This window comes from Rhodococcus sp. 05-339-2 (genome assembly GCF_002258965.1).
Taxonomy (GTDB): Bacteria; Actinomycetota; Actinomycetes; order Mycobacteriales; family Mycobacteriaceae; genus Rhodococcoides.
The window spans coordinates 127,753-149,647 of record NZ_NOYW01000014.1; the positions used below are offsets into that span (position 1 = coordinate 127,753).

At 61.8% G+C, this 21,895-nt stretch carries 22 protein-coding genes; 12 read left to right on the forward strand and 10 right to left on the reverse strand.

Features of this window, described 5'->3' with window-relative positions; all coding sequences use genetic code 11:
- Positions 1–249: 249 nt before the first annotated feature.
- Positions 250–1,647, forward strand: coding sequence for an amidohydrolase family protein (locus CH273_RS11435; protein WP_179275456.1), 1,398 nt, complete (start codon positions 250–252; stop codon positions 1,645–1,647).
- Here CH273_RS11435 and CH273_RS28150 read toward each other — a convergent pair.
- Positions 1,577–2,008 carry a nitroreductase/quinone reductase family protein gene (locus CH273_RS28150; RefSeq protein WP_306436891.1) on the reverse strand — a complete coding sequence of 144 codons (432 nt, stop codon included), beginning with the start codon at positions 2,006–2,008 and terminating at the stop codon, positions 1,577–1,579. The two genes, CH273_RS11435 and CH273_RS28150, sit on opposite strands and share 71 nt — an antisense overlap.
- On the reverse strand, positions 1,999–2,127 hold the full coding sequence (locus tag CH273_RS28155; protein ID WP_256991304.1) for a hypothetical protein: 129 nt from the start codon (positions 2,125–2,127) through the stop codon (positions 1,999–2,001). The genes CH273_RS28150 and CH273_RS28155 overlap by 10 nt, the downstream gene beginning before the upstream one ends.
- Positions 2,128–2,295: 168 nt before the next feature.
- Here CH273_RS28155 and CH273_RS11445 point away from each other — a divergent pair, with 168 nt between their 5' ends.
- Positions 2,296–2,961, forward strand: coding sequence for a helix-turn-helix domain-containing protein (locus CH273_RS11445; protein WP_032395652.1), 666 nt, complete (start codon positions 2,296–2,298; stop codon positions 2,959–2,961).
- 33 nt (positions 2,962–2,994) lie between these two features.
- Here CH273_RS11445 and CH273_RS11450 read toward each other — a convergent pair whose 3' ends face one another.
- Positions 2,995–4,350, reverse strand: a complete 1,356-nt coding sequence (locus tag CH273_RS11450; protein ID WP_032396205.1) for an ammonium transporter — start codon at positions 4,348–4,350, stop codon at positions 2,995–2,997.
- 178 nt (positions 4,351–4,528) lie between these two features.
- Between CH273_RS11450 and CH273_RS11455 the strand changes: the two genes are divergently transcribed.
- On the forward strand, positions 4,529–5,104 hold the full coding sequence (locus CH273_RS11455) for a HutD/Ves family protein (RefSeq protein WP_052049571.1): 576 nt from the start codon (positions 4,529–4,531) through the stop codon (positions 5,102–5,104).
- Here the strand turns inward: CH273_RS11455 and CH273_RS11460 are convergent.
- From CH273_RS11460 to CH273_RS11475, 4 genes are read right to left on the reverse strand one after another with little or no spacing between them, the layout of a single operon-like run.
- Positions 5,083–6,090 carry a heme-dependent oxidative N-demethylase family protein gene (locus tag CH273_RS11460; protein WP_032395653.1) on the reverse strand — a complete coding sequence of 336 codons (1,008 nt, stop codon included), beginning with the start codon at positions 6,088–6,090 and terminating at the stop codon, positions 5,083–5,085. The two genes, CH273_RS11455 and CH273_RS11460, sit on opposite strands and share 22 nt — an antisense overlap.
- Before the next feature lies 1 nt (position 6,091).
- Positions 6,092–7,069 (reverse strand): PDR/VanB family oxidoreductase, encoded by a 978-nt coding sequence (locus CH273_RS11465; RefSeq protein WP_032395654.1) that lies wholly within the window; start codon positions 7,067–7,069, stop codon positions 6,092–6,094.
- Entirely contained in the window at positions 7,066–7,596 is a 531-nt protein-coding gene (locus CH273_RS11470; RefSeq protein WP_143546206.1) for a dimethylamine monooxygenase subunit DmmA family protein, read from the reverse strand. The genes CH273_RS11465 and CH273_RS11470 overlap by 4 nt, the downstream gene beginning before the upstream one ends.
- Positions 7,597–7,614: 18 nt before the next feature.
- On the reverse strand, positions 7,615–7,995 hold the full coding sequence (locus tag CH273_RS11475) for a cupin domain-containing protein (RefSeq protein WP_032395656.1): 381 nt from the start codon (positions 7,993–7,995) through the stop codon (positions 7,615–7,617).
- 321 nt (positions 7,996–8,316) lie between these two features.
- Between CH273_RS11475 and CH273_RS11480 the strand changes: the two genes are divergently transcribed.
- From CH273_RS11480 to CH273_RS11505, 6 genes are read left to right on the forward strand one after another with little or no spacing between them, the layout of a single operon-like run.
- Positions 8,317–9,507, forward strand: coding sequence for an NAD(P)/FAD-dependent oxidoreductase (locus CH273_RS11480; RefSeq protein ID WP_032395657.1), 1,191 nt, complete (start codon positions 8,317–8,319; stop codon positions 9,505–9,507).
- 35 nt (positions 9,508–9,542) lie between these two features.
- Positions 9,543–10,892 (forward strand): type III glutamate--ammonia ligase, encoded by a 1,350-nt coding sequence (glnT, locus tag CH273_RS11485; protein WP_032396207.1) that lies wholly within the window; start codon positions 9,543–9,545, stop codon positions 10,890–10,892.
- A 28-nt stretch (positions 10,893–10,920) separates the two neighbouring features.
- Positions 10,921–11,820, forward strand: a complete 900-nt coding sequence (locus CH273_RS11490) for a class II glutamine amidotransferase (protein ID WP_032395658.1) — start codon at positions 10,921–10,923, stop codon at positions 11,818–11,820.
- Entirely contained in the window at positions 11,805–12,530 is a 726-nt protein-coding gene (locus CH273_RS11495; RefSeq protein ID WP_032395659.1) for a GltB/FmdC/FwdC-like GXGXG domain-containing protein, read from the forward strand. Before CH273_RS11490 ends, CH273_RS11495 begins: the two co-directional genes overlap by 16 nt.
- 10 nt (positions 12,531–12,540) lie before the next feature.
- On the forward strand, positions 12,541–13,857 hold the full coding sequence (locus CH273_RS11500; RefSeq protein ID WP_032395660.1) for an FMN-binding glutamate synthase family protein: 1,317 nt from the start codon (positions 12,541–12,543) through the stop codon (positions 13,855–13,857).
- Positions 13,858–13,894: 37 nt separating this feature from the next.
- A complete protein-coding gene (locus tag CH273_RS11505) occupies positions 13,895–15,121 on the forward strand; it encodes an allantoate amidohydrolase (protein ID WP_032395661.1) in 1,227 nt (408 codons plus the stop codon).
- A gap of 65 nt (positions 15,122–15,186) precedes the next feature.
- Here the strand turns inward: CH273_RS11505 and CH273_RS11510 are convergent, their stop codons facing one another.
- Both CH273_RS11510 and CH273_RS11515 read right to left on the reverse strand, forming a co-directional pair.
- A complete protein-coding gene (locus CH273_RS11510) occupies positions 15,187–16,659 on the reverse strand; it encodes an NAD-dependent succinate-semialdehyde dehydrogenase (protein ID WP_032395662.1) in 1,473 nt (490 codons plus the stop codon).
- Between the two features lie 372 nt (positions 16,660–17,031).
- Positions 17,032–17,835, reverse strand: a complete 804-nt coding sequence (locus tag CH273_RS11515; RefSeq protein WP_052049573.1) for an NADPH-dependent F420 reductase — start codon at positions 17,833–17,835, stop codon at positions 17,032–17,034.
- A 173-nt stretch (positions 17,836–18,008) separates the two neighbouring features.
- Between CH273_RS11515 and CH273_RS27655 the strand changes: the two genes are divergently transcribed.
- Entirely contained in the window at positions 18,009–18,653 is a 645-nt protein-coding gene (locus CH273_RS27655; protein ID WP_218829573.1) for a TetR/AcrR family transcriptional regulator, read from the forward strand.
- Positions 18,654–18,738: 85 nt separating this feature from the next.
- On the opposite strand, the gene CH273_RS11525 is transcribed toward CH273_RS27655, so the two are convergent.
- Entirely contained in the window at positions 18,739–20,361 is a 1,623-nt protein-coding gene (locus CH273_RS11525) for an APC family permease (protein ID WP_143546207.1), read from the reverse strand.
- Between the two features lie 258 nt (positions 20,362–20,619).
- Here CH273_RS11525 and CH273_RS27660 point away from each other — a divergent pair, with 258 nt between their 5' ends.
- Positions 20,620–21,417, forward strand: a complete 798-nt coding sequence (locus CH273_RS27660) for a hypothetical protein (protein ID WP_032395663.1) — start codon at positions 20,620–20,622, stop codon at positions 21,415–21,417.
- A gap of 247 nt (positions 21,418–21,664) precedes the next feature.
- Positions 21,665–21,868, forward strand: coding sequence for a ferredoxin (locus CH273_RS27665; protein WP_032395664.1), 204 nt, complete (start codon positions 21,665–21,667; stop codon positions 21,866–21,868).
- Positions 21,869–21,895 lie beyond the last annotated feature (27 nt).

Here is a 21,895-nt window from a genome sequence, read left to right on the forward strand (position 1 = left end):
CTGCCCTCCTGCCGCACAAGAGCGCAGAGGACTGCTTCGATCTCGACAGGGGTTACGAATGGTTGATCCAAAAGAATGGGTTACGCAACAATCGCTTTCGCGATTCGCCGTTCACGATCGGTCCATCCTCGGAGGGGCCGACTTGCCTCGGTCGCACGAGACCCAGCCCTCTGGTTCAGATTAGGCTGGAGCCTCGAAACCGACCATCACGCGGCGGTGCCCCACCCAGACCGATTGGAGGAGAACTCCTTGTCCGTCACACAACGAAGCGACTCGTCGGCGCAGCAGTCCATACCCGATCCCCGCCGCCACCTGCTACTCAGCAACGGCCATGTGGTGACCATGGACGACCAGCTCGGCGAATTCCGAGGCGACGTCCTCGTCGTCGGCGGCCGCATAGCCGAGGTGGGGATCGGACTCGTGGACAAGTGCAGCCCGGACACCATTGTCGTCGACGTAGCAGGCGCGATCGTCATACCCGGTCTGATCGACTCCCACGTACATGCATGGGAGGGCGCGCTGCGCGGCATCGCCCCCGATGCCGACTTCGATCGATACATGGCCATCACACACAACGGCATCGCCCCGTTCATGACACCGGACGATATCGCGGCAGGTCAGCGCATCACGGCGGCGCAAGCCCTCAACGGCGGCGTCACCACCATCATCGACAACAGTCACAATTCACGGTCGCCCGAACACTCCGACGCCGCCATCACTGCACTGCACCAGGCCGGAATCCGCGCCGTACACGCAGCAGGCACCCCCACCGCCGGACCCGGCGGCACTCAGCTGCCCGACGACCTGTTCCGTTTGCGCGACCGATACTTCGCATCGACGGATCAACTGCTCACACTCCGCATGTTCGACACTGCACCAACCCCAAAAAGCTGGAAGTTCGCCGCTGACAACGACTTCGACGTCGTTGCCGAAATGGGCGACTGGATTCCCGATCTCGACGCACTCCTAGCAACCGGCCTGATGCGTCCCGGGCACACTTACAACCATTGCTCGAACCTGAGCAGTGGCCAGTGGGACCGAATCTCGGACAGTGGCGCTGCGATAAACATGGTGCCCCGCTCCGACAGTCACTACGGATTCGGTGGCTTCATCCCCATCCTCGAGGCCGACCGGCGCGGAATTCAAGTCGGCATCAGCTCCGACAACGAACTGAACTACGGCTACGACCTCTTCACCGAAATGCGTGTGCTGCAAACCGTTCAACGAGGACTGTCCTTCCAGGCAGCATTCGACGACGAGACAGACGTACCACCGCGCTACGGCGCACGCGACGCATTGAGAGCTGCCACCGTCGGCGGCTCGATCAACGCCGGCATGGCCGACCGAATAGGAACCCTGACCCCGGGAAAGAAAGCCGACATCGTCGTGCTCGATCTCGACCAGGTAAGCACCAAGCCCTACGGCTCGATCCTCGGAACGGTCGTCAACTTCGCCGGGCCGTCGAACGTCGATACCGTCTTCGTCGACGGCGTCGCCCGCAAGTGGTCCGGCAAGTTGGTCGGAACCGACTACGACACCCTCGTCGACAGAGCCGTCGAAAGCCGCGGGAAACTGCTTACGCAATACGGCACCGACCTCCAGACCGTTCGGCGGGGCACGAACATCCCCGCCGCACAGTCCGATTGAGCCGTCTACGCGGTGGTTCGGAAGGTGAGTTGCTTTGGCTCCCGCGCGGCCTAACTACCGTGCAATAGAGGTCAGGCGAAACATCGGGAACAGCCTGCCTTCGGCCGTGTCGGTGTACAGCGCAAAGTTGTTCGAGGCGTCGAGAAGCTTCGGCCACAGCCGGTCCCACTCGCCCCCCCGCAATCTCGGTGGCGTGCACTGCACAGGTTTGGACTCCCTCGTCCCCGCACACCTCGATGTCGATCGCCGGATGCGCACGCAGATTGCGTACCCGCGCTGGATCCTTCGCGGACCCAGCGTCGGAGCCGACCACGAGCCAGCTGTTGTCCTCGCTTACGGCCACGAGCGGGTTCAACCGCACTGCACCACTTTGGTACCAATCGTGTGCAGAACCACGAGCGAGCTACCGAAGCCCGCTGTGGACACTTGCCCGCCGTTGGTGCGAAATTCGTCGATGATCATGTCGTTGTAGTCGGTCATGTCCTGATTACGCCATTTTCGCGATCGCCACTGCTGCAGCCCGTTCACTGCCAATGTTGTCGACTTTGGTTCCCGCCACCTGCGCTGCACACCCATGGATATTGTCGACCCGCACGAAGTACGGGCACTCAGTCCACTGACAGTTAACGACTCGGATACGCTCGGTACATGACGTCCTCCGATGCCATCACCACTCACCGGGATACCGGCGACCCTGCGCCCGTCGAACGGGAGGTACCCGGGGACACCCCGACCGGACCTGATCTCGAAAGGGTGATTGCCAAACAAGTTCGTACACTGCGTCGTTCGACTGGGCTGTCCTTGGGTGACATGGCGGATCGCGTCGGCATCTCCAAGGCAATGTTGTCGAAGATCGAAAACGCCCAGACTTCGTGCAGTCTCAATACACTCGCTCGATTGGCCGCCGGACTGGACGTCCCGGTGACGTCACTGTTTCGCGGAGCGGATTCAGCGCGCGAGGCGGTGTACGTCGAGGCCGGGCACGGTGCAGTCATCGTCGGACGCGGCACTCGGATAGGCCATCACTACGAGCTTCTGGGCGCGTTGAGAGGTCAACACAAGCGACTCGAGCCCGTTCTGGTGACGCTCACCGATGCCAGCGAGGTATTCCCACTCTTCCAACACGCCGGAACCGAGATTCTCTACATGCTCGAAGGCGTGATGGTCTACGGCCACGGAGAATCTGAATACACTCTGCGCCCTGGGGATTCACTGCTGCTCGATGGCGAGGGTTTGCATGGACCACATGACCTGGTCCGCCTACCGATCAAATTCCTTGCCATCACTGCGTACCCCGACCACCACGAGGAGTGACAGGTACCCCAGGGCGCTGCGACTTGCCGGGTGTCAGGACGGTTCGTGCTCGGACGGTGTCGATTGCACGATCGCTTCGGCGCCCGCAACAGCACTGATCGGCTTCACAACGCGACTCGTCGGTCCGGGTGCATCGAAGACGTATGCAGTTTCACCGTGTACTGCCACGTCCAAGCCGGCCTGTTCGACGTCGCGTTCGACGCGGATTCCGACGGTCTTCGACAAGACCTTCGCGATCAGCCAGGTGACGACGAAGCTGTACGTCAGCACCACGAGCACTGCAAGTGCCTGACGCCACAACAGGTCGAGCCCTCCGCCGGAGAGGAGTCCGGTCGCAGCATTGGGCGCTGCCGGAACGGCCAGAAGTCCGACGAGCAACGTTCCCAGCACACCGCCGACCATGTGCACCCCGACCACGTCCAGGGCATCATCGAACCCGAGCCGGTACTTCAGTGACACTGCCACACAACACACCCCACCGGCGGCCGCACCGACAACGAGGGCACCGATCGGCGACACCGCTCCGCACGCCGGCGTGATGGCGACGAGGGCTGCGATCAAACCGGACGAGCCGCCGAGGGACGTGGCGTGCCCTTCCCGCAGTTTTTCCACCGCCAACCAGGAGACGATGCCCGCACATGCTGCTGCGACCGTGTTCAAAATGACTACCGACGCACTGTTTCCGGCCGAGAGGGCGGATCCACCGTTGAAGCCGAACCAGCCGAACAGCAGGATTCCCGAGCCGAGCATGGTCAGCGGAAGGCTGTGCGGACGAGGCGGGTTGGTGAACGATGTGCGTCGGCCGAGGACGAGCACCAGAGCGAGTGCCGCGATTCCTGCATTGATGTGGACGGCGGTACCGCCGGCGAAGTCGATCGCGCCGAGCTTGTTGGCGATCCACCCACCCACGACCGTGCCGTCTTCGGAATCGAATGCGAACACCCAGTGCGCGACCGGGAAGTAGACCAGCGTTGCCCACAGTCCGGCGAACACCATCCAGGCACCGAATTTCATACGGTCTGCGACAGCACCGGAAATCAGCGCGACGGTAATTCCTGCGAACAACAGTTGGAAGCCCGACACCAAGGCGGCCGGCAGTCCGGGTTCGGCGGGTGCATCGAGCAGCGCACTCGAGCCCAGGAATTCGAGGGGGTCGCCGAGCAATCCAAAACCACCGAGCGAGTTACCAAGCACCGCTGAGTACCCGAACACGATCCAGAGGATACCGACCACGGCGAATGCGCCGAAGGTCATCATCGCCATATTCAAAGTGCTACGGACACTGACCATTCCGCCGTAGAACAGCGCCAGCCCCGGCACCATCAACGACACAGCGGTGAATGCTGCCAGTATCCACGCCGTATCGGCAGCAGCAATGGCTTCGTTCATGTGAACCACCTTTTCAGTCGCGATCGAGGAGGGCACCAAGCTGATCCACTCTCGATACTTCAAGTACACTGATAGTGAACGGCATTGATGTTTCGGGAACGGAGCCTTGCGTGAATTGTTTGTAAACCTCGGGTCACCCGAGTCCAGCGCGACAACAACATCATTCAGGAGAGATTCGATGCAGACCTCGAACGTCAGACTCGTCCGCCGCGCCGATCTGCACCGAGTACCGTGGCACAACGGCGGCGGCGTGACCTCCGAAATTGCAGCCTGCACCGGGCCCACTCTCCTGTGGCGGCTGAGCGTCGCCCAGATTCCCGCCGGGCTGAGCGAGTTCTCGGCATTCCAGAACACGCATCGAGTGTTCACAATCGTCGGGGCACAGGGCGTTCGCCTCGAATTGGATGGCTTGACAACCGATGTCGAGCCTTTGCGCCCATTCCCGTTCGACGGCTCGCATTCCCCCCGGTGCGTCGCCGAGGGTGAGACCGAAGCCTTCAATGTGATGGCCGACAGCCGAGTTGCCTGTGCCGAGGTGCGACGCAGAACCATCAACGAGGCCGGGGCGGTCACCGAGCCCGATACGATCACGGTCGTCTACGTCGTACGCGGCACAGTCGAAGGCCGCGACAGATTGGCCAGGAGTGGAGACTCATTGATAATCGACTGCGCAGCAATCGAACTCGAGGGCCCAGCCGAAGTCCTCATGGCCGAGATCAAATTTCCTGCAGGTCAGAGCGAGACCCCACCGTAGGAACGCAGCCAGCTCATACCCGGTCCCCGTGTCCGTGTGATCCCCTTGTATTCGGCCATGTCCAGAGGGAGGTCTTCCAACACCGCGTGGGTTCGCTGCGCCCACTCCGGGACGGTTGCGAGATCGCGAAAAGACAGCAGATAGGTGCGAATGAGAAACATGATCGCGTTGGAGTTCGGCAGCCGCACCAGATGCTGCACTTCGGTGCGAAGGAACAGGCGATCTCCGACCTCGGCCAAGGGGCCATCTGCGAGCGTTCTGCGGTCTCTGCCCCATTCCGGATACACCTCGGTGGATGTATCCAACTTCCCGTCCACCGTCAACGTCCAGTTGGTTCGTCTGTAACTCTGGCCCGGCTGCAACCTCAGCAGAAATTCGTGTGCACGGGTGGCGACGTTCTCGCTGTGTATGCGAGGGACCGGGCCGTGAATCTGCAGAAAGCTCATGCCCACGTCGAATCCGAATGACCAATCTGCCGCGAATGTCACCACACCTGCGTCACCCCACAATTGCCCTTCCCGCTGATCCAGCAGGACAACATCTTCCTGAATCTGGCTGCACAGGAACAACAACGGATCGGCAGGCAGTGTCGATCGATCCGCGTAGACGAAGAACTGATCGATTCCGAGCATCTCGTTGCACCAGCGCCAGCCGTCGCCTTCGCGGGTGAGAGACATGACCTCCGGGTACTCGACCGCAAGATCTCGCATGACCGTCATCATGCAATCCCAGGCAGCGGGTTCCATGTGTTCCAGACACTGATATCGAGATGGGTCTCTGTCGAGTACGAGCCGTCTTTCGTTCAACTCGTTTCGATAGTGGTCGTCCACAACCACGCGCTTGTCGCCCCAGCTCCCGGCGGCGGTGGCAATGGGTGTGCCCGACGGTTCCACGTTCGTGCTGTAACGATATTGGTCACGCGGAAACGGGAACGGAAATCGGCTGACGCCGAGTAGATCTCGGCTTGCATCAGGTCGAACGGTCATGTCACAACTCCAGTTCCAGTAAATCGCCTGTAGCTCTCGAAACACACGGCATCATGGAGTCACCCGCCGCCTTCTCCGTGTCGGTGAGGAACAGATCGCGGTGCTCGACCTGACCACCTCGCACGGTCAACCTACATTCACCGCACACCCCCTGCCTGCACAGGTTCGGCACCGCGACTCCTTTGTCCAACAATGCTTCCAACAGTGACGATTCTGATCGAACCGGAACCAGCAATCCGGAACGACCCAACTTTGCGGCGAATGGGCGGCCGCCGACGACTGTGGATGCGCCGAATGCTTCCGAATGGATGCGATCGCGCGGCCAACCGGCACCGCGGGCCGCTTCGGCCACGGCGTCGATCATCGACTGCGGTCCACAGGAATACAGGTGGGTCCCCAGTGGACTCGAAGTCACGACTGTCGACACAGCCCGGCGGAGTTCGCCGGCGGATGTGAACGTGGTCAGTCGAGTTCCGCAGAGGTCCTGGAGTTCGGCAGCGTGTGCACCGCGTCCCGGGCGGTGCACATACAGCACCTCGAACGAGCGCTTCCATTGCAGAGCGTCTCGAACATGCGACAGGATCGGCGTCACACCGATACCACCGGCGATCAGCACGTGATGGCGAGCACTGAGAATCGGGGCGAATGCGCTTCGCGGGAGACCCACCTCGACGACATCGTTCTCGGCCAATGAGTGAACCCACCGTGATCCACCCCTGCCGAACTCGTCGAGCCGAACCGAAATCGCGTAATGGTCGGGTTCGATGGAGGGTCCGGTCAGTGAGTACGAGTTGTGTCGGCCCGGCTGCCACTCGATGGATACGTGGCTGCCGGCCGCGAACGATGGCAATGAGGAGCCGTCGTCCGCGATGAGCACCACTCGTCGCACTTCTTCACACAGAATCTCGATCGCGTCCACCCGAAGCCGCAGTGAGCGTCTCGACCCGTCGGCCCCGCGGCTGGCTACCTGCTCGGTCATTCGATGTCCTCCGAATCCGCCCGGAAACCCAGGTAGGCACCGTGGTGGAGCGAATAGTGGTAGTACACGGTCAGATCGGCGTTGCACCCCGAGCAGACGACGACACCGTCCACCGTCGAATCGGCAACCGACACGGCGTGGCAGTGCGCACAGAAGACGTCGCGCTCACGCTGAGCGGTGATGTCGGGTTGCTCGGTCGTGAGTACCGATATCTCGGTAGCGATGGCACCCTCGCGCATCAGCTGGGAAACGATGCGCCCCACGGATACTTCGGGTCCGATGGCCACGAATCGCCAACCGACCTTTGCCTCGGTCAGCGCAGCGGCAAGTTCGGAATCCGACGAGACCGAGCCTGCAGTTCGGACGACTTTCGTCGACGCAACGGACCCTCGGCACATCGCCTCGACCAACTCGTCGGCGACGTTACAGTCCGCCACGATGAGGACGAGAGCAACGTGTGGATCGGCGAGAACCGACTCGACCTCCGATGTGCTGGTACTCCATCGAGGAACGCTGGTCGTTTTCATGCTGACGGCCATGATGACCTACGGCGCAAACGACCGGTGACCGACGAAATACGCCAGCGCGCGGTCCGGCGTGGAGAACAAGATTCGCGACCCCTTGGGAAAAAATATTGCATCGTGCTTCTTGGCCACGATGACCTGGCCGGTATCGGGATTCTCCAGACGGAACTCGCCGTCCAGCACCACCTTCATCTCGTCGTATTCGTAGTAGTAGTCGAGGACCGCGTCGGTGTGCTTCAACTCGAAGTATCCGGCCGACATCTCCGACCCGTTCGGATTGGCGAATACGTCTGCGATGAAGCCCTGCGTCCCTGAGTACTGGTCGAGCGGCATCTGCGGCAACGTGTCTTGGAAACCCGAAGTGACGCTGAACGGGGTTGGGGTTGTCTCGGTAGAAGCCATGACGAATGTCCTCACTGATCAGGGTGGTGTGGAGCGTTCCACTGAGCGACCTCAAGGTGAAACGCTGAGTAATAAGATGAAACCACAGATCTCATTACGCCCAGGTTACCAATTACCGTCCCACTCGCGGACCAGCCTCTTTCTTGCAGTTCCACAATTGCAACACTGGACTTTCGGTCACATCCGTCACCTCGAACTGACATCCATGAAACACGGTGGTCACATTTCAAGAGTTTCATATTGGAAGACATTGTTCACCTAGAGATACCTCCTCGAGCGGTTCGCTCGGTGCTCGCCACTCATCACCCAAGGAAGCGTCACGTGACAGATACAGCCAAGTTCTTGATCATCGGTGGTGGCCTCGAGGGACTGGCCATCGCGTACTCACTCGCTGAGCGTGGGGAGACCGACGTTCTCGTCATCGAGCGTGACACCTTGTGTTCCGGGATGACCGGTAAGTCCAGCGGCGTGGTGCGCTGCCACTACGGCACTCCCTCGCTCGCGGCCATGAGTTGGTATGGCGTCGACATCTTCACCCGCGCAACCGAACTCTTCGACGACGACATGGCCTTTCGCCAGTGCGGATACGTTGTCGGGGTCGGTGAGAACAACGTCAAACCGCTCGAGGCCAACATCGCGATGATGCAATCACTCGGCATCGCGACGGAATTCATCGCCCACGACAAGATGGCCGAACTCTGGCCGGGATTGCACCTCGACGACTTCGCGCTGTTCGCCTACGAACCACTCGGTGGCCGCGGCGAGGCCTACATGGCGGGAATGGCATTCGCCGCGACCGCCCGAAAAATGGGCGTCAAGATTCGCCAGAGCACACCGGTTGTGTCTCTGCTGCAGAACAATTCCGGCGCTGTCTACGGTGTTGTTCTGAAGGACGGTTCCGAAGTACACGCCGATCAGGTCATTCTGGCGACAGGTCCGTGGGCACCCGCTCTAGCAGCAGGCGTCGGTGTGGACCTGGACGTGAAAGCACAGCGCGCGCAGCTTGTCCTCATCGACCAGGGTGTTCCGACTTCCGAGGTCCCGGTCCTGTCCGACCTCGCAGGCCTTCAGTACATCTGCCGCGAACCCAACGGCGAGCTACTGGTGGGCAACTCCGATCACCAGGCTCCGGAATACATCGACCCGGACAAGTACGTCAACCGCGCCGACGATGCCGCGATCGAGAAGAACATCATGAAGTTGGGGCACCGCCTGCCCGACATGCCCGACCCCCGAATCACCAGCTCGTACGTCGGCGCTTACGACGTCACCCCCGACTACAACCCGATCATCGGCCCCTCCCCTGTGGACGGACTCTTCCTCGCGACCGGATTCTCCGGGCACGGGTTCAAGATCTCGCCCGCAGTCGGCAAGCTCGTTGCCGACCTCTTGATCGACGGCGAGACCACTTTGCCGAACGTGAACCCGCGGGACTTCCGGTACTCGCGATTCGCCGAGGGCGACCTGTTGTTCAGCCTCAATCCCTACGAGGGCGCAGGAGAAATGCGATGACGCTCACCGACACTCGACCCGAAAAGGACACCACCATGGCTGTCGACACCGCCGAAGCCGCTCCCCCCACCGAACACCGGGCCCCGACCCTCACAGAGGTCGCCCACGCCAGCGGGACCACGTTCATCCTCGCGCTGTTCGTTACCCTGTCCGGAAAGCCCTGCGCCAAACTCGTCCCCATCCAGGCAGTCGGGCAACTGGAAGACGACGGAGTTGGATTCGCCGGCTACGCAGCAGGCAACATGGGCCAGGAGCCCAAGGATTCCGACCTCGTTGCCATTCCGGACGTGTCGTCGTTCACCCCGATCCCGTTCATCAAGCCGGGTCTGGCGATCGTTCACTGCGACCCCCACGTCGAAGGCAAGCCGTGGCCGTATGCGCCGCGCGTCATTCTCAAAGAACAATTGCGGAAGGCCGCCGAGCTGGGTATGACGGTCAACGTCGGCGCGGAGATCGAATACTTCCTGGTCAACCGCGTGGACGGCGAACTGGTCACCGCCGACCGCGGCGACACCAGCAAGAACCCCTGTTACGACGCCCGAGACGTCACCCGCATGTACGACCACCTCACCGAAGTCGCCGACGCCATGAACACCCTCGGATGGGGTAACTACGCCAACGATCACGAGGACGGCAACGGCCAGTTCGAGCAGAACTTCGACTATGCCGACGCCATGACCACCGCGGACCGCGTCATCACCCTGCGGTACCTGCTGTCGGTCATCGCCGAGAAGCGCGGCATGCAAGCGACATTCATGCCCAAGCCGTTCACCACACGCACGGGCAGCGGACTGCACATGCATCTCTCGCTCTGGAACGACGCCGGACCGGTGTTCCCGGACGCAACCGACGAGCAGGGCCTGGGGATCTCCCCCACCGCCTACGCCTTCGTCGCAGGAATTCTCGAACACGCCTGTGCTCTGCAGGGTCTCATCGCACCGACGGTCAACTCCTACAAACGAACCGGCGCAACTGCCACTGCGAGCGGGGCAACGTGGTCACCGCGCTTCGCCACGTACGGGGGCAACGACCGCACGCATTACCTGCGCATTCCCGACAAGAACCGAGTCGAGCTTCGCGGCGGAGACGGATCCGCCAACCCGTACCTCGCGGCTGCAGGTGCCATCGCAGCCGGGCTCGACGGTGTCCGTCGCGGATTGCATCCCGGCGAAGCAGGTTCCAGCGAATCGCCCAGCGACATGTTGCCGATGACATTGCTGCACGCGATGGATGCCTTCGAGGCCGATCCGGTGTTGACCGATGCTCTAAACGCAGCCGGCCCCGGCGTTGCGCAGTACTTCGCCAAGACCAAACGCGAGGAGTTCTTCGCCTGGCACAACACGGTCTCGGCATGGGAGATCGACCACTACCTCACCGCATTCTGACGTTCTTCGATACACGAAAGGGACCACCATGTGTGGAATCGTCGGGCTTCACTTACGTGACGCCACGCTCTACCCCCAACTCGGTGCACTACTGACCGACATGCTCGACGCGATGTGCGATCGCGGCCCCGACTCTGCCGGCATGGCCGTCTACGGCGACCCCACCTGGTCACCGGAGGGTGACGCAACCGTGTCGCTTCTCGATTCGCCCCTTGCCGCCGGCGAACTCGCCGACAAGGTCGGAGCGATTCTCGGTGTCACCGTCACCGGACTCGAGCTCCAACCGACCATCGTTCTGCACGCGCCCGCGGCTGCCGATGACATCACCGACGCTGTGCGCACTGTCGTACCCGAGGCGCGCATCATCGGTTTCGGCGACGACCTCACCGTCCTCAAAGGCATGGGCAACCCCACCGAACTCGCCCACCGATTCGGTCTCCCCCAGGCCAGCGGCTGGCAAGGCGTCGCGCACACCCGTATGGCCACGGAATCGGCTGTCACAGCGGAGGGTTCGCACCCGTTCGCAGTAGGGCCCGACCAGTGCCTGGTGCACAACGGTTCGTTCTCGAACCACATGTCGATCAAGCACGACCTCGAACGCGAGGGCGTGAGCTTCGACAGCGAGAACGACACCGAGGTCGGTGCACGATTCGTAGCCAAGCAACTCGCCGAAGGTGTCGACCTCGAAAAGGCATTGCTGATGCTCAACGAAACCTTCGACGGCTTCTACACCCTGCTCGTCTCCAACAGTGATTCGTTCGCCGTTGTCCGCGACGCCATCTCGTGCAAGCCGGCGATCATCGCCGAGACCGACCGCTGGGTGGCCATGGCCTCCGAATACCGCGCCCTGGCACACCTGCCAGGCATCGAGAACGCCCGAATCTTCGAGCCCGAACCGGAAGAGGTGTACGTATGGCACCGTCAGTGACCACAGAACAGATCGAGGCCGCTGCACCGGCCGAGGCGACGACCATCGACCTGCAGACCTCGAGCACACGCGAGGTCAACGAACTCCTCAGCTCCCCGGACGCACCGAAGTCGCTGACTGTCACCACACCGCAGGGTGCGCATGCCTTGGCTTGCGGTCTCGACGCCGACCTCGACGTCACCATCGAAGGACACGTTGGCTACTACTGCGCCGGAATGAACCAGAAAGCTACCGTCACTGTCACCGGCAACGCAGGAGTCGGCGTCGCCGAGAACATGATGTCCGGCCGTGTGCACATCAAGGGCGACGCCTCCCAATCCGCCGGTGCCACCGCTCACGGTGGGTTACTCGTCATCGACGGCAATGCTGCCGCGCGATGCGGAATTTCGATGAAAGGTGTCGACATCGTCGTCGGCGGCAACATCGGTCACATGAGTGCATTCATGGGACAGGCCGGGCGTCTTGTCGTCTGTGGCAATGCCGGTGAAGCACTGGGTGATTCGATCTACGAAGCGCGCATCTACGTCCGCGGAACCGTCGCATCCCTCGGTGCGGATTGCATCAAGAAGGAGATGCGCGACGAACACCTGGCGGAGTTGCAAGAACTACTCACTACCGCTGAAATCGATTACAGCCCAACCGAATTCACCCGTTACGGCTCTGCCCGCCAGCTTTACAACTTCCACGTCGACAACGCCAGCGCGTACTAGGAGACTCGAGATGACCACACCGAACACCCAACCGCGCGAGTCGGCCACCTTCGACCGCGGTGTCATCGCCGAGATCCAGCGCGCCGCCGACACCGGAATCTACGATATTCGCGGCTGGGGTGCCAAACGTAAACTCCCGCACTTCGACGACCTGCTGTTCCTCGGTGCGTCGATGTCCCGCTACCCTCTCGAGGGGTACCGCGAAAAGTGTGACACCGACGTCGTACTCGGCGACACTCACGCGAAGTTCCCGCTGCACCTGGATATTCCGATCACGATCGCGGGCATGAGCTTCGGAGCCTTGTCCGGACAGGCCAAGGAAGCGCTCGGCCGCGGGGCGAGCGAGGTCGGCACCTCCACCACCACGGGCGACGGCGGAATGACGCCGGAAGAGCGCGGTCAGTCCAAAAACCTTGTTTATCAGTATCTTCCGTCGCGGTACGGAATGAACCCGGACGATCTCCGCAAAGCCGACGCCATCGAGATCGTCCTCGGCCAGGGTGCCAAGCCAGGTGGCGGCGGCATGCTGCTCGGCCAGAAGATCACCGAACGCGTCGCCGGTATGCGTACCCTCCCGATGGGCGTCGACCAGCGCTCGGCGTGCCGCCACCCCGACTGGACCGGGCCCGATGATCTCGCGATCAAGATCATCGAACTCCGTGAGATCACCAATTGGGAGAAGCCGATCTACATCAAGGTCGGTGCCACCCGCACCTATTACGACGTCAAGCTCGCGGTGAAGGCAGGGGCCGATGTGGTCGTCGTCGACGGCATGCAGGGCGGCACGGCCGCCACCCAGGACGTGTTCATCGAGCACGTCGGCATTCCGACCCTCGCTGCGATCCCGCAGGCCGTGCAGGCATTGCAGGAGATGGGTGTGCACCGCAAGGTGCAGCTGATCGTGTCCGGCGGAATCCGCTCCGGCGCCGACGTCGCCAAGGCCATGGCCCTCGGAGCGGACGCGGTCGCCATCGGCACCGCGGCACTGATCGCACTCGGCGACAACAGCCCCCGCTACCAGAAGCAGTACGAGGCACTGGGCACCTCCGCCGGCTTCTACGACGACTTCCAAGCCGGACGCGACCCAGCGGGTATCACCACCCAGGATCCGGAGTTGTCGAAGAACCTCGATCCCGTCGAGGGCGGACGACGCCTGGCCAACTATCTCCGCGTCCTGACGATGGAAGCGCAGACACTGGCTCGCGCCTGCGGGAAATCGCATCTGCGCAACCTCGAACCCGAGGACCTCGTCGCACTCACCGTCGAGGCGTCCGCGATGGCGCGCGTTCCACTCGCCGGAACCAACTGGATCCCCGGCCGCTACTGACTCCCCCCTTCGTTACCCGAGAGGACAACATCGCACCATGACCGCCTTCGACAGCCTCTGGAAATCCATACTCGATGTCGGACAGCATCATTCGACGCGCGGTTACCGCCGCTTCGCCTGGGGTGAGGCTGATCTGACACTGCGCGAATGGTTCCGGGGCGAAGCGACGTCACGGAGCATGGACGTCGAGGAGGACCGCAACGGCAACCTGTGGGCGTGGTGGCTGCCCACAGGTTGGGTCGGCGAACCGACAGGAGCGTTCGTCACAGGTTCCCACCTCGACTCCGTCCCCGACGGAGGTGCGTTCGACGGACCCCTCGGCGTCGTCTCGGCGTTCGCCGCAGTCGACATGCTGCGCGAACGCGGCATCGAGCCCCACATTCCGATTGCCGTCACCGCATTCTCGGACGAGGAAGGCGCGCGATTCGGCGTGGCGTGCGTCGGCAGTCAGTTGACCACCGGCGCACTGACACCCGATCGCGCGCTCGGCCTGAGGGACGTCGATGGCATCACCCTCGCCGAGGCGATGGCCAAGGCCGGTCGCACGCCCCAGCACATCGGCGCCGATCCCTCGCTCGTCGACCGTGTGGGGGTCTACGTAGAGCTGCACGTCGAGCAGGGTCGGGCGCTGGATCTGGTGGACAAGCCCATAGCCGTCGCATCATCGATCTGGCCACATGGCCGGTGGGAGTTCACCTTCACCGGCGAAGCCAATCACGCCGGTGCCACACGACTGGTGGACCGCCGCGATCCCATGCTCGCGTTCGCATCGTCGGTGCACAGCGCCAGGGCGGCTGCCACTGAGCACGAGGCGGTCGCCACGTTCGGGAAGGTACACGTCCTTCCCAACGGGGCCAACGCCATACCGTCGCAGATCAAGGCATGGCTCGACGCCCGTGCCGCGGACGAAGAGACACTGAGCACTCTCGTCGCTGCCATCGAGGCCGAAGCGCAAGCCCACTCGTCGACCGACCGAATCGAGTTGAACGTGTTCGCCGAGTCCATCACTCCCATCGTCGAATTCCCGACGGGGCCGAGAGAGAAGCTCCGACGCGCATTGGCTCATCTCGGGGACGTTCCGGTCATTCCCACCGCTGCCGGCCACGACGCCGGCATTCTCTCCGCCAAGGTTCCGACAGCAATGTTGTTCGTGCGCAACCCAACCGGCGTGTCCCACTCACCCGACGAATTCGCCGAAGCCGACGACTGCAACATCGGAGCACAGGCACTCGCCGACGTCATGACCGACTGGGTTGCGGGCTGACAGCGACGGTCACCATGGTCCGAATCACATCCACGATCCGTCCGTACAGACCGCCCGAAGTACTCCTAACCGACGAAGGGCGAAGGCGTCAGCGTGTACTTGGTCTGCAAGTACTCGTGGATACCTTCCGCTCCACCTTCACGTCCGAGACCGGACATTTTCCAGCCACCGAACGGCGCAGCAGCATTCGACACCACACCCACGTTCAGGCCCATCATTCCGGTCTGCAGGCGCTCGATCATGCGCTGACCACGACGGAAGTCCTCGGTATACACGTACGACACCAAACCGTACTCGGTGTCGTTGGCCAACGACACCGCCTCGTCATCGGTATCGAAGGTCGCGATCGCCAGCACCGGGCCGAATATCTCCTCTCGAAGAATGTCGCTGCCCGGCACCACATCGGTCAGAACCGTCGGGGCGAAGAAGGTCCCGGGCCGGTCGATCGCTGCGCCACCGGTAGTGACCGTTGCTCCACGCTTCACGGCGTCGGTGACCAACTCCTCGGCCTTGGCCACGGCCTTGCGATCGATCAGTGGACCGATCGTCACCCCATCCTCGGTGCCGCGTCCGATACCGAAAGCTTCGACTCGTTCGGTAACCCGTCGCGCGAACTCGGTTGCTATCGAATTGTGCACGATGAACCGGTTCGCCGCCGTGCACGCCTGACCGATGTTGCGAAACTTCGCCGCAATGGCTCCGTCGACGGCCTTGTCCAGATCCGCGTCACCGAACACCACGAACGGGGCGTTACCGCCGAGCTCCATCGACGTACGCAAAACCCCTGTGGCAGCCTGACGCAGCAGAGCCTGCCCCACCGGCGTAGAGCCGGTGAACGAGAGCTTCCGCAGTCTCGGATCAGCGATGATCGGCCCCGCCACTGCCGACGTGGCCGTGGTGGTGACGACGTTGACCACGCCGTCGGGCAGTCCTGCTTCCTCCAGGATCTTCGCCAGGAGCAGAGTGGTCAACGGAGTCAGTGCGGCCGGTTTGACCACCACGGTGCAGCCCGCCGCCAGAGCAGGGGCGATCTTACGAGTTGCCATGGCCAGGGGGAAGTTCCACGGAGTGATGAGAAAGCACGGACCCACCGGATGCTGGGTGACGAACATGCGCCCGGTGTTCTCCGGATTCGACCCGTACCGGCCCTGGACGTGCGTGGCCTCCTCGCTGAACCACCGCAGGAACTCGCCTCCGTACGCCACCTCTCCCCTGGCCTCGGCCAACGGTTTGCCCATCTCGATCGTCATCAGCAGCGCGAAGTCCTCCTTACGCTCCTGCAGCAGATCGAAGGCACGACGCAAAATCTCCGCCCGCTCACGCGCAGGCGTCGACGCCCACGAATCTGCAGCCGCGACAGCCGCATCGAGTGCAGCCATCCCATCCTCCGGAGTCGCGTCGGCGATGTCACGAACGACGTCCCCCGTTGCCGGATCATGCACCGCCAGAGTGCCGTTCGCCGACGCCGCCCGCCACCGCCCCCCGATGAAGAGTTCGTTCGGAACGGAATCGAGGAGCTTCTTCTCGCGATCGGTCATACCAATTCCTTCGGGTTCGAGGCGACGTTCGAGGCATAGGGATCGACGAGAAGAACGCCGACTCATCGATCGATCAGAGAGACGCAATTGCTGCACCGATCGGCCGGACAACCGACGAGTTCGATGGCGATGAGTTGAATTCTCGCTGCACGAATAAGCTGGCGGTCCAAGAAGCGACACAATCGATTTCACCGTACGAGCAATGAATCCATTCTTCGCGCCGCGTTGAACAATACCTCTCCGGCCGTGCCCGGACTCGAGGCATCGGACCGAATCTCTGAAATGACCCTAAAGGGTCAATCAGTGAATCGTTGCACATCCGAAGCTGCCGTGTGGAATGTCGGTCTCGATCACCCGCACTACGCCATCCGGTCAGTTGCTGCCGAGTCGCTCTGCATTGACCCGCGGATCCCCGAATTCGGGACCGAAGTATTCCTGTAGTCGTAACGTCTGATTGCGCATGATGTCGGCCCCGAGCGATTGGGAGGTGCGGACCTCCTCACCGAGAAAATACGCGATCTGGTTTTCTTCCAGAGTTTGCTCCTGGCTCGCCTCGGCCAGTTCGATGCGCAGCTGCGATGCTCGCAGATCGGTGCAGTAACTCTTGGTCCCCAGCTGGTGACGCCACGATTCGGTGAGCTCACCGTTGTACACCGGGTCGAACCCCAACTCGTCCACCAGAGTATGCACCCGAGCAAGATGGGCGCCGTTGGGACCCGAGATGGGCAATGCAATGCGGTCGAAATCTCCGGCCCGTCGACCACCGGAAGCAAGAACGTGAGCTTCGATGTTGTTGAACACTCTGAACAACGGCCGCCCGAGCTGCTCGGACAACCATTGCCCCACAGGCTTACCCGCCAGGAGATCGGGTACGACGCCGTCCCGCCGGCTGTTGTAGTTCGCGGCGTCGATGACGATCGGCACCTGAGCGAGTGACCCGGTGAAGTCAGGGTCCATGTTGGCGACCAACGTCTCGTTCACGGCCGAGATGACGATATCGGCACCCTCCGTGACCTGCGAGGCCCACACCGGCTGGACATTCTCCACCGTGGTCAGACGACCCAGCGTTTCCGGCCCCCGAGAATTCGCGAGTCGAACCGTGTGCCCCAGCGAACCAAGCCGTCGAGCCAATGTCTCTCCCACGTAGCCGGCTCCGAGGATCCCGATGTAGCTCACGTATTACGCCCTTCGATCGTTGTTCTGTGCGGATGTCATCGAACTCGACTCACTCGAGTCCGCGTCCAGCAACACGATACCAATACGTCCTAGTTACAGAGCCAGAGCATCGGTCGAGCTCTGAAAAGTCACGGCTTCCCCACAGACGGCTCAGACCTGGTAAATCTGTTGAAGTGACTCCGACCTCCACGACCACAGGTCCCACGCGACGACGGCCTCCCGGCCGCTCCGGCCCACGTCAGGACCCACAGCGTGACACCCGTCTGCTCGATTCGGCGATCGAGCTGCTGGCCGAGGGAGGTTATGCCAACCTGACAATGGAACGCGTCGCCCTGCGAGCGGGAGTAGGAAAAGCCACGGTCTATCGACGGTGGGCGTCACCTGCGGAATTGGCAGCCGAGGCGTTCGAGCACTCCGGGATCATCAACGAGCGCGCAGTCGTCACGATCGGTCCCGGTCGGCTGCGCGAGGAATTGGTCGGCACCCTCGTCGCGACGGCGGCCTGCGGCTCGCCGCGACCGCACAATCGACTGGTGGCCGCCATGTTGGAAACCACCCGTGTGCATCCTGACGTCACCGCAGCAATTCAGCAGCGGTACTTGTCCAATCTGTTCGACTCGGCAATGACGGTCCTGCACCGCGCTGAACAGCGCGGCGATCTCGAGAACCCACTACACCGAGATGGCAGTCCTCCCATACAGATCGAGGCGGCCATTGCCCTCATCCTCCACTGGCAGATCATCCGAGGCAGCGATATATCCGAGGTCGATATCGAACGAATTGTGGACGATCTCGTACTTCCCGCGCTGATCCCGTGACAAGGGTGCATCTATGCGCACCGACGCGACGAAACGGCTCTGCTGCACCGAAGCGATAACCGCAGTCGGTGCAGCAGAGGAGATTTCAGACGTTGGTGACCTCAGCAGACACGTCCTCGTCGCGTTCGCGGAGCGTGAAGGGCTGGCGGTCCTGTAGTACTCGTCGGACCACGAACAGAACGAATCCGATCAGCAAGATGCCGATTCCGACGAGGACTTCTTTGGTTCCTCCCGCGTGACTCAAGTCCGGGTTGAACGCCCCCATGGCGAGGATGAAAGCGTCGAACGCTCCCACTACGCCGGCGACGACCAGCCATGGCTTGCCCAGTCGAATGGGGCGCACCAGCCCGGGCCTGTCCTTGCGCAGTAGCAGAAAGCCGAAGACGGCCAGTGTCACTGCCAATATGTAGCCGATGTTGCTGGCGATGAGGATTGCGACGGGATTCCCGACGAAGACAATCATCAGCAGGTTGATCACCATGGTGACCCAGATCGCGCGACTGGGAACACCCCGACTGTTGAGTAGGTCGAGTTGACGCAATGACATGCCCTCGTTGGAGATCCCGTACAGCGCGCGGCCGGCATCAGCCGATGCCGAGATCATGATCAAAAAGATCGCGCCGCAGAGCACTGCAGTCGTGATCTCGGACAGGAACGGTGAGAATTCAGCAATACTGGCCACCCCATAAGTGATGGGGTTGGCTGCGATGGTTTCGGAGCCGAGCTGACCGCCTGTGGCGATGGGAATGACGGTGTAGACCATCAACATGAACAGGCCTACTGAGGTCAGGGCACGCGAGGTGTCCTTCGACGTATCGACGTACTCAGGAGCGAAGATCGCGCACAGCTCGGTCCCATAGATTGCCCAGGCAACCACGAAGAGCCAGACCGCGAAGGTCTTCCAATCAGTGGTCGGACCCGAGGTCAGGTTTTCGGTCGACCACGACGAGCTGGCGAGTGGAAGGACGAGCAAGAGCGCCAGAATAACGATGAACACTGCCCCGATGACTTGATTCACTCGAACAGCCACCCGAATCCCCGCAATGTTGAGCACGCTGCACAGCACAACGGTTACGACCCCGATGGCCTGCGCAAGCCCGAAGCCGACACCTGCAACGGTGAAATATGCATCCGTCGCCTCCGGAAACCATTGCGCCCCCACGAGCGATCCCATGGTGATACCGGTCAGAGCAAGCGACAACCCCCATCCGCACCAGTATCCGAAGGCAGCAATAGGAGCGATCGGCGAAAAATATCTTTTCCACGCTTCGGCAGCGAACAACGCAACACCTCCTGCCTTGGTGGGGAACATCGCTGCCATCTCGGAAAACAGCTTGTTCTGCAAGATCGCGACGACCGAGAGCAGTGCACACGCGATCGTCGCCGGAATTACTCCGATGGTGCCCATCATGTAGCCAACACTGACAAAAAGGCCCGATCCGATGGGCAACGCCATCATGAACCCGTCATACCATCGAAGTGTTTTCCTGAAGGTGTGACCTTCTAGTTGCTGGTCGGTCATGAGCCATCCTCTTGATTGGGCACTGGCAAGCGCCTGTGGGTGTCGCCGATTCGTGCCCTCGATATGGAGGCGGAGGGCTGCCACGAATGGGCCGATTGATGGGACCGCGGTGTCCGATGTGATCCTCGACACCGACTGGCGCGAGTGACCTAAATGCTGACAAGGTCTCGACTGCTTTGATGTCACCCAAAGGGGTACATTCGACAGAAAGGGAAATGACAACCGAGTACCTTGCAAACGTGTTACCTGCCCTTTGTCCACCGCTCAGCGGGACGCCAAGGGCAGCCTCATCGTCGGAGCCAGCCCTCCGTATCCGTATTTATCCCGATGCGTACGCCACGGCCGCCTGCAAGTCTTTGCTCACGGTCGAAGGGACATGCTCCCGAGTTCGATTCGCAGTGCAAGCCGGTCGAGCTGTTCGCTCGCCGCTTCGAGGAGGAAAAAATGCACGTCGCAACAGATATCGAACATCGCATGTTCGACTGGCGTCTGAACGGGGCTTCGGTCGGTCCGCATACTCTGCTTCCGGATTGGAACGAACACGATCGCCTCGGCGTGGTCATCAGAGAACCCTTCGGCTCGCTGGGGGCGAGCCTTCTGATGCAGACGTGCGCGTTCCTCCACTACGAGGTGTGCCCTGAGCGGCGAAGCATCGAAAAGGCCCAATATCCTCAGATCTTCACGTTTCACGTCGGCGGAAAGTACGGCGACCACAGCGCTTTCGACGTCTGGCCACCTCGTCGGGAAGTCACCGTGAACGACTCACCACTGGATCTGCTCGATGCTGTCAATGATCGAGCGATAACCCGACTACTCATTCCGGAAACAGACCCACACGCAACGGACTACATCGGTTCGGGATTCAGCGCATGGTCGGACGTGGCCGTTGCTCGCGAAAGAATCAAAAGCGTGTGGGAGTACGGGACCAACGGCACGATAGCTCGGTCCAGTGTCGAAATAAGTACGAGCGCAGAAGAACTGACGCGAATGTCGCAGTGGGCGCTCACACCTGAGACGACGTACGACCAGTACTCGAAATTGACGGACCGCGAGCTCGTCGAAGCACTCGACATCGGCCCGAGTTCGGCGAGTGACCTACGAAGGTGGCTTGCGGTGGTCAAGGCCCGAACCGACGAAGTTCCAAGCGAGGTGCGCTCGAGGCTCAGCGACGCCAGAGTCGGCGATGTTGTGGTGCAACAATACCGGCCGTTGTCGATGGACGATCTTCTCGCGCGCTTGTAAGCCTCGCGCTTGCGTCTCCTATGATCACCGTCACTCGATACCACCCTTTCGGGGGACGTATCGCTTGGTGTCGATACCTAGCATTGAGGCCACCGCGGTAGCCACGACGGAACACGTCGGGCCACCAGGACGCGGAGCTGATCACGACCGATCCAGCCTGATCGATGGTGGCGTCAAGTCACCACTTCGTCGCGAGCCGCGAGTTCCGCGGGCGATTCTGCCTACCTCGACTACACAGGAGTTCACCATGGCCTACCAACTGCTTCTCGATACCGGCAAGTGCCAGGGATACGCGAACTGCCTCATCGAGGCACCACAGATCTGGGACTTCGACGAGGAGAACGATATCGCAACACTCAAAGATGGCCACCCCGGCGAGGATCTCCGCTCGGTCGCGGAGGCGTCGGTGAGATGTTGCCCCGCCCGGGCCATTTCGATGCTCGAAGGCTGAATCGACCCCCACGCACCCAGACGAATA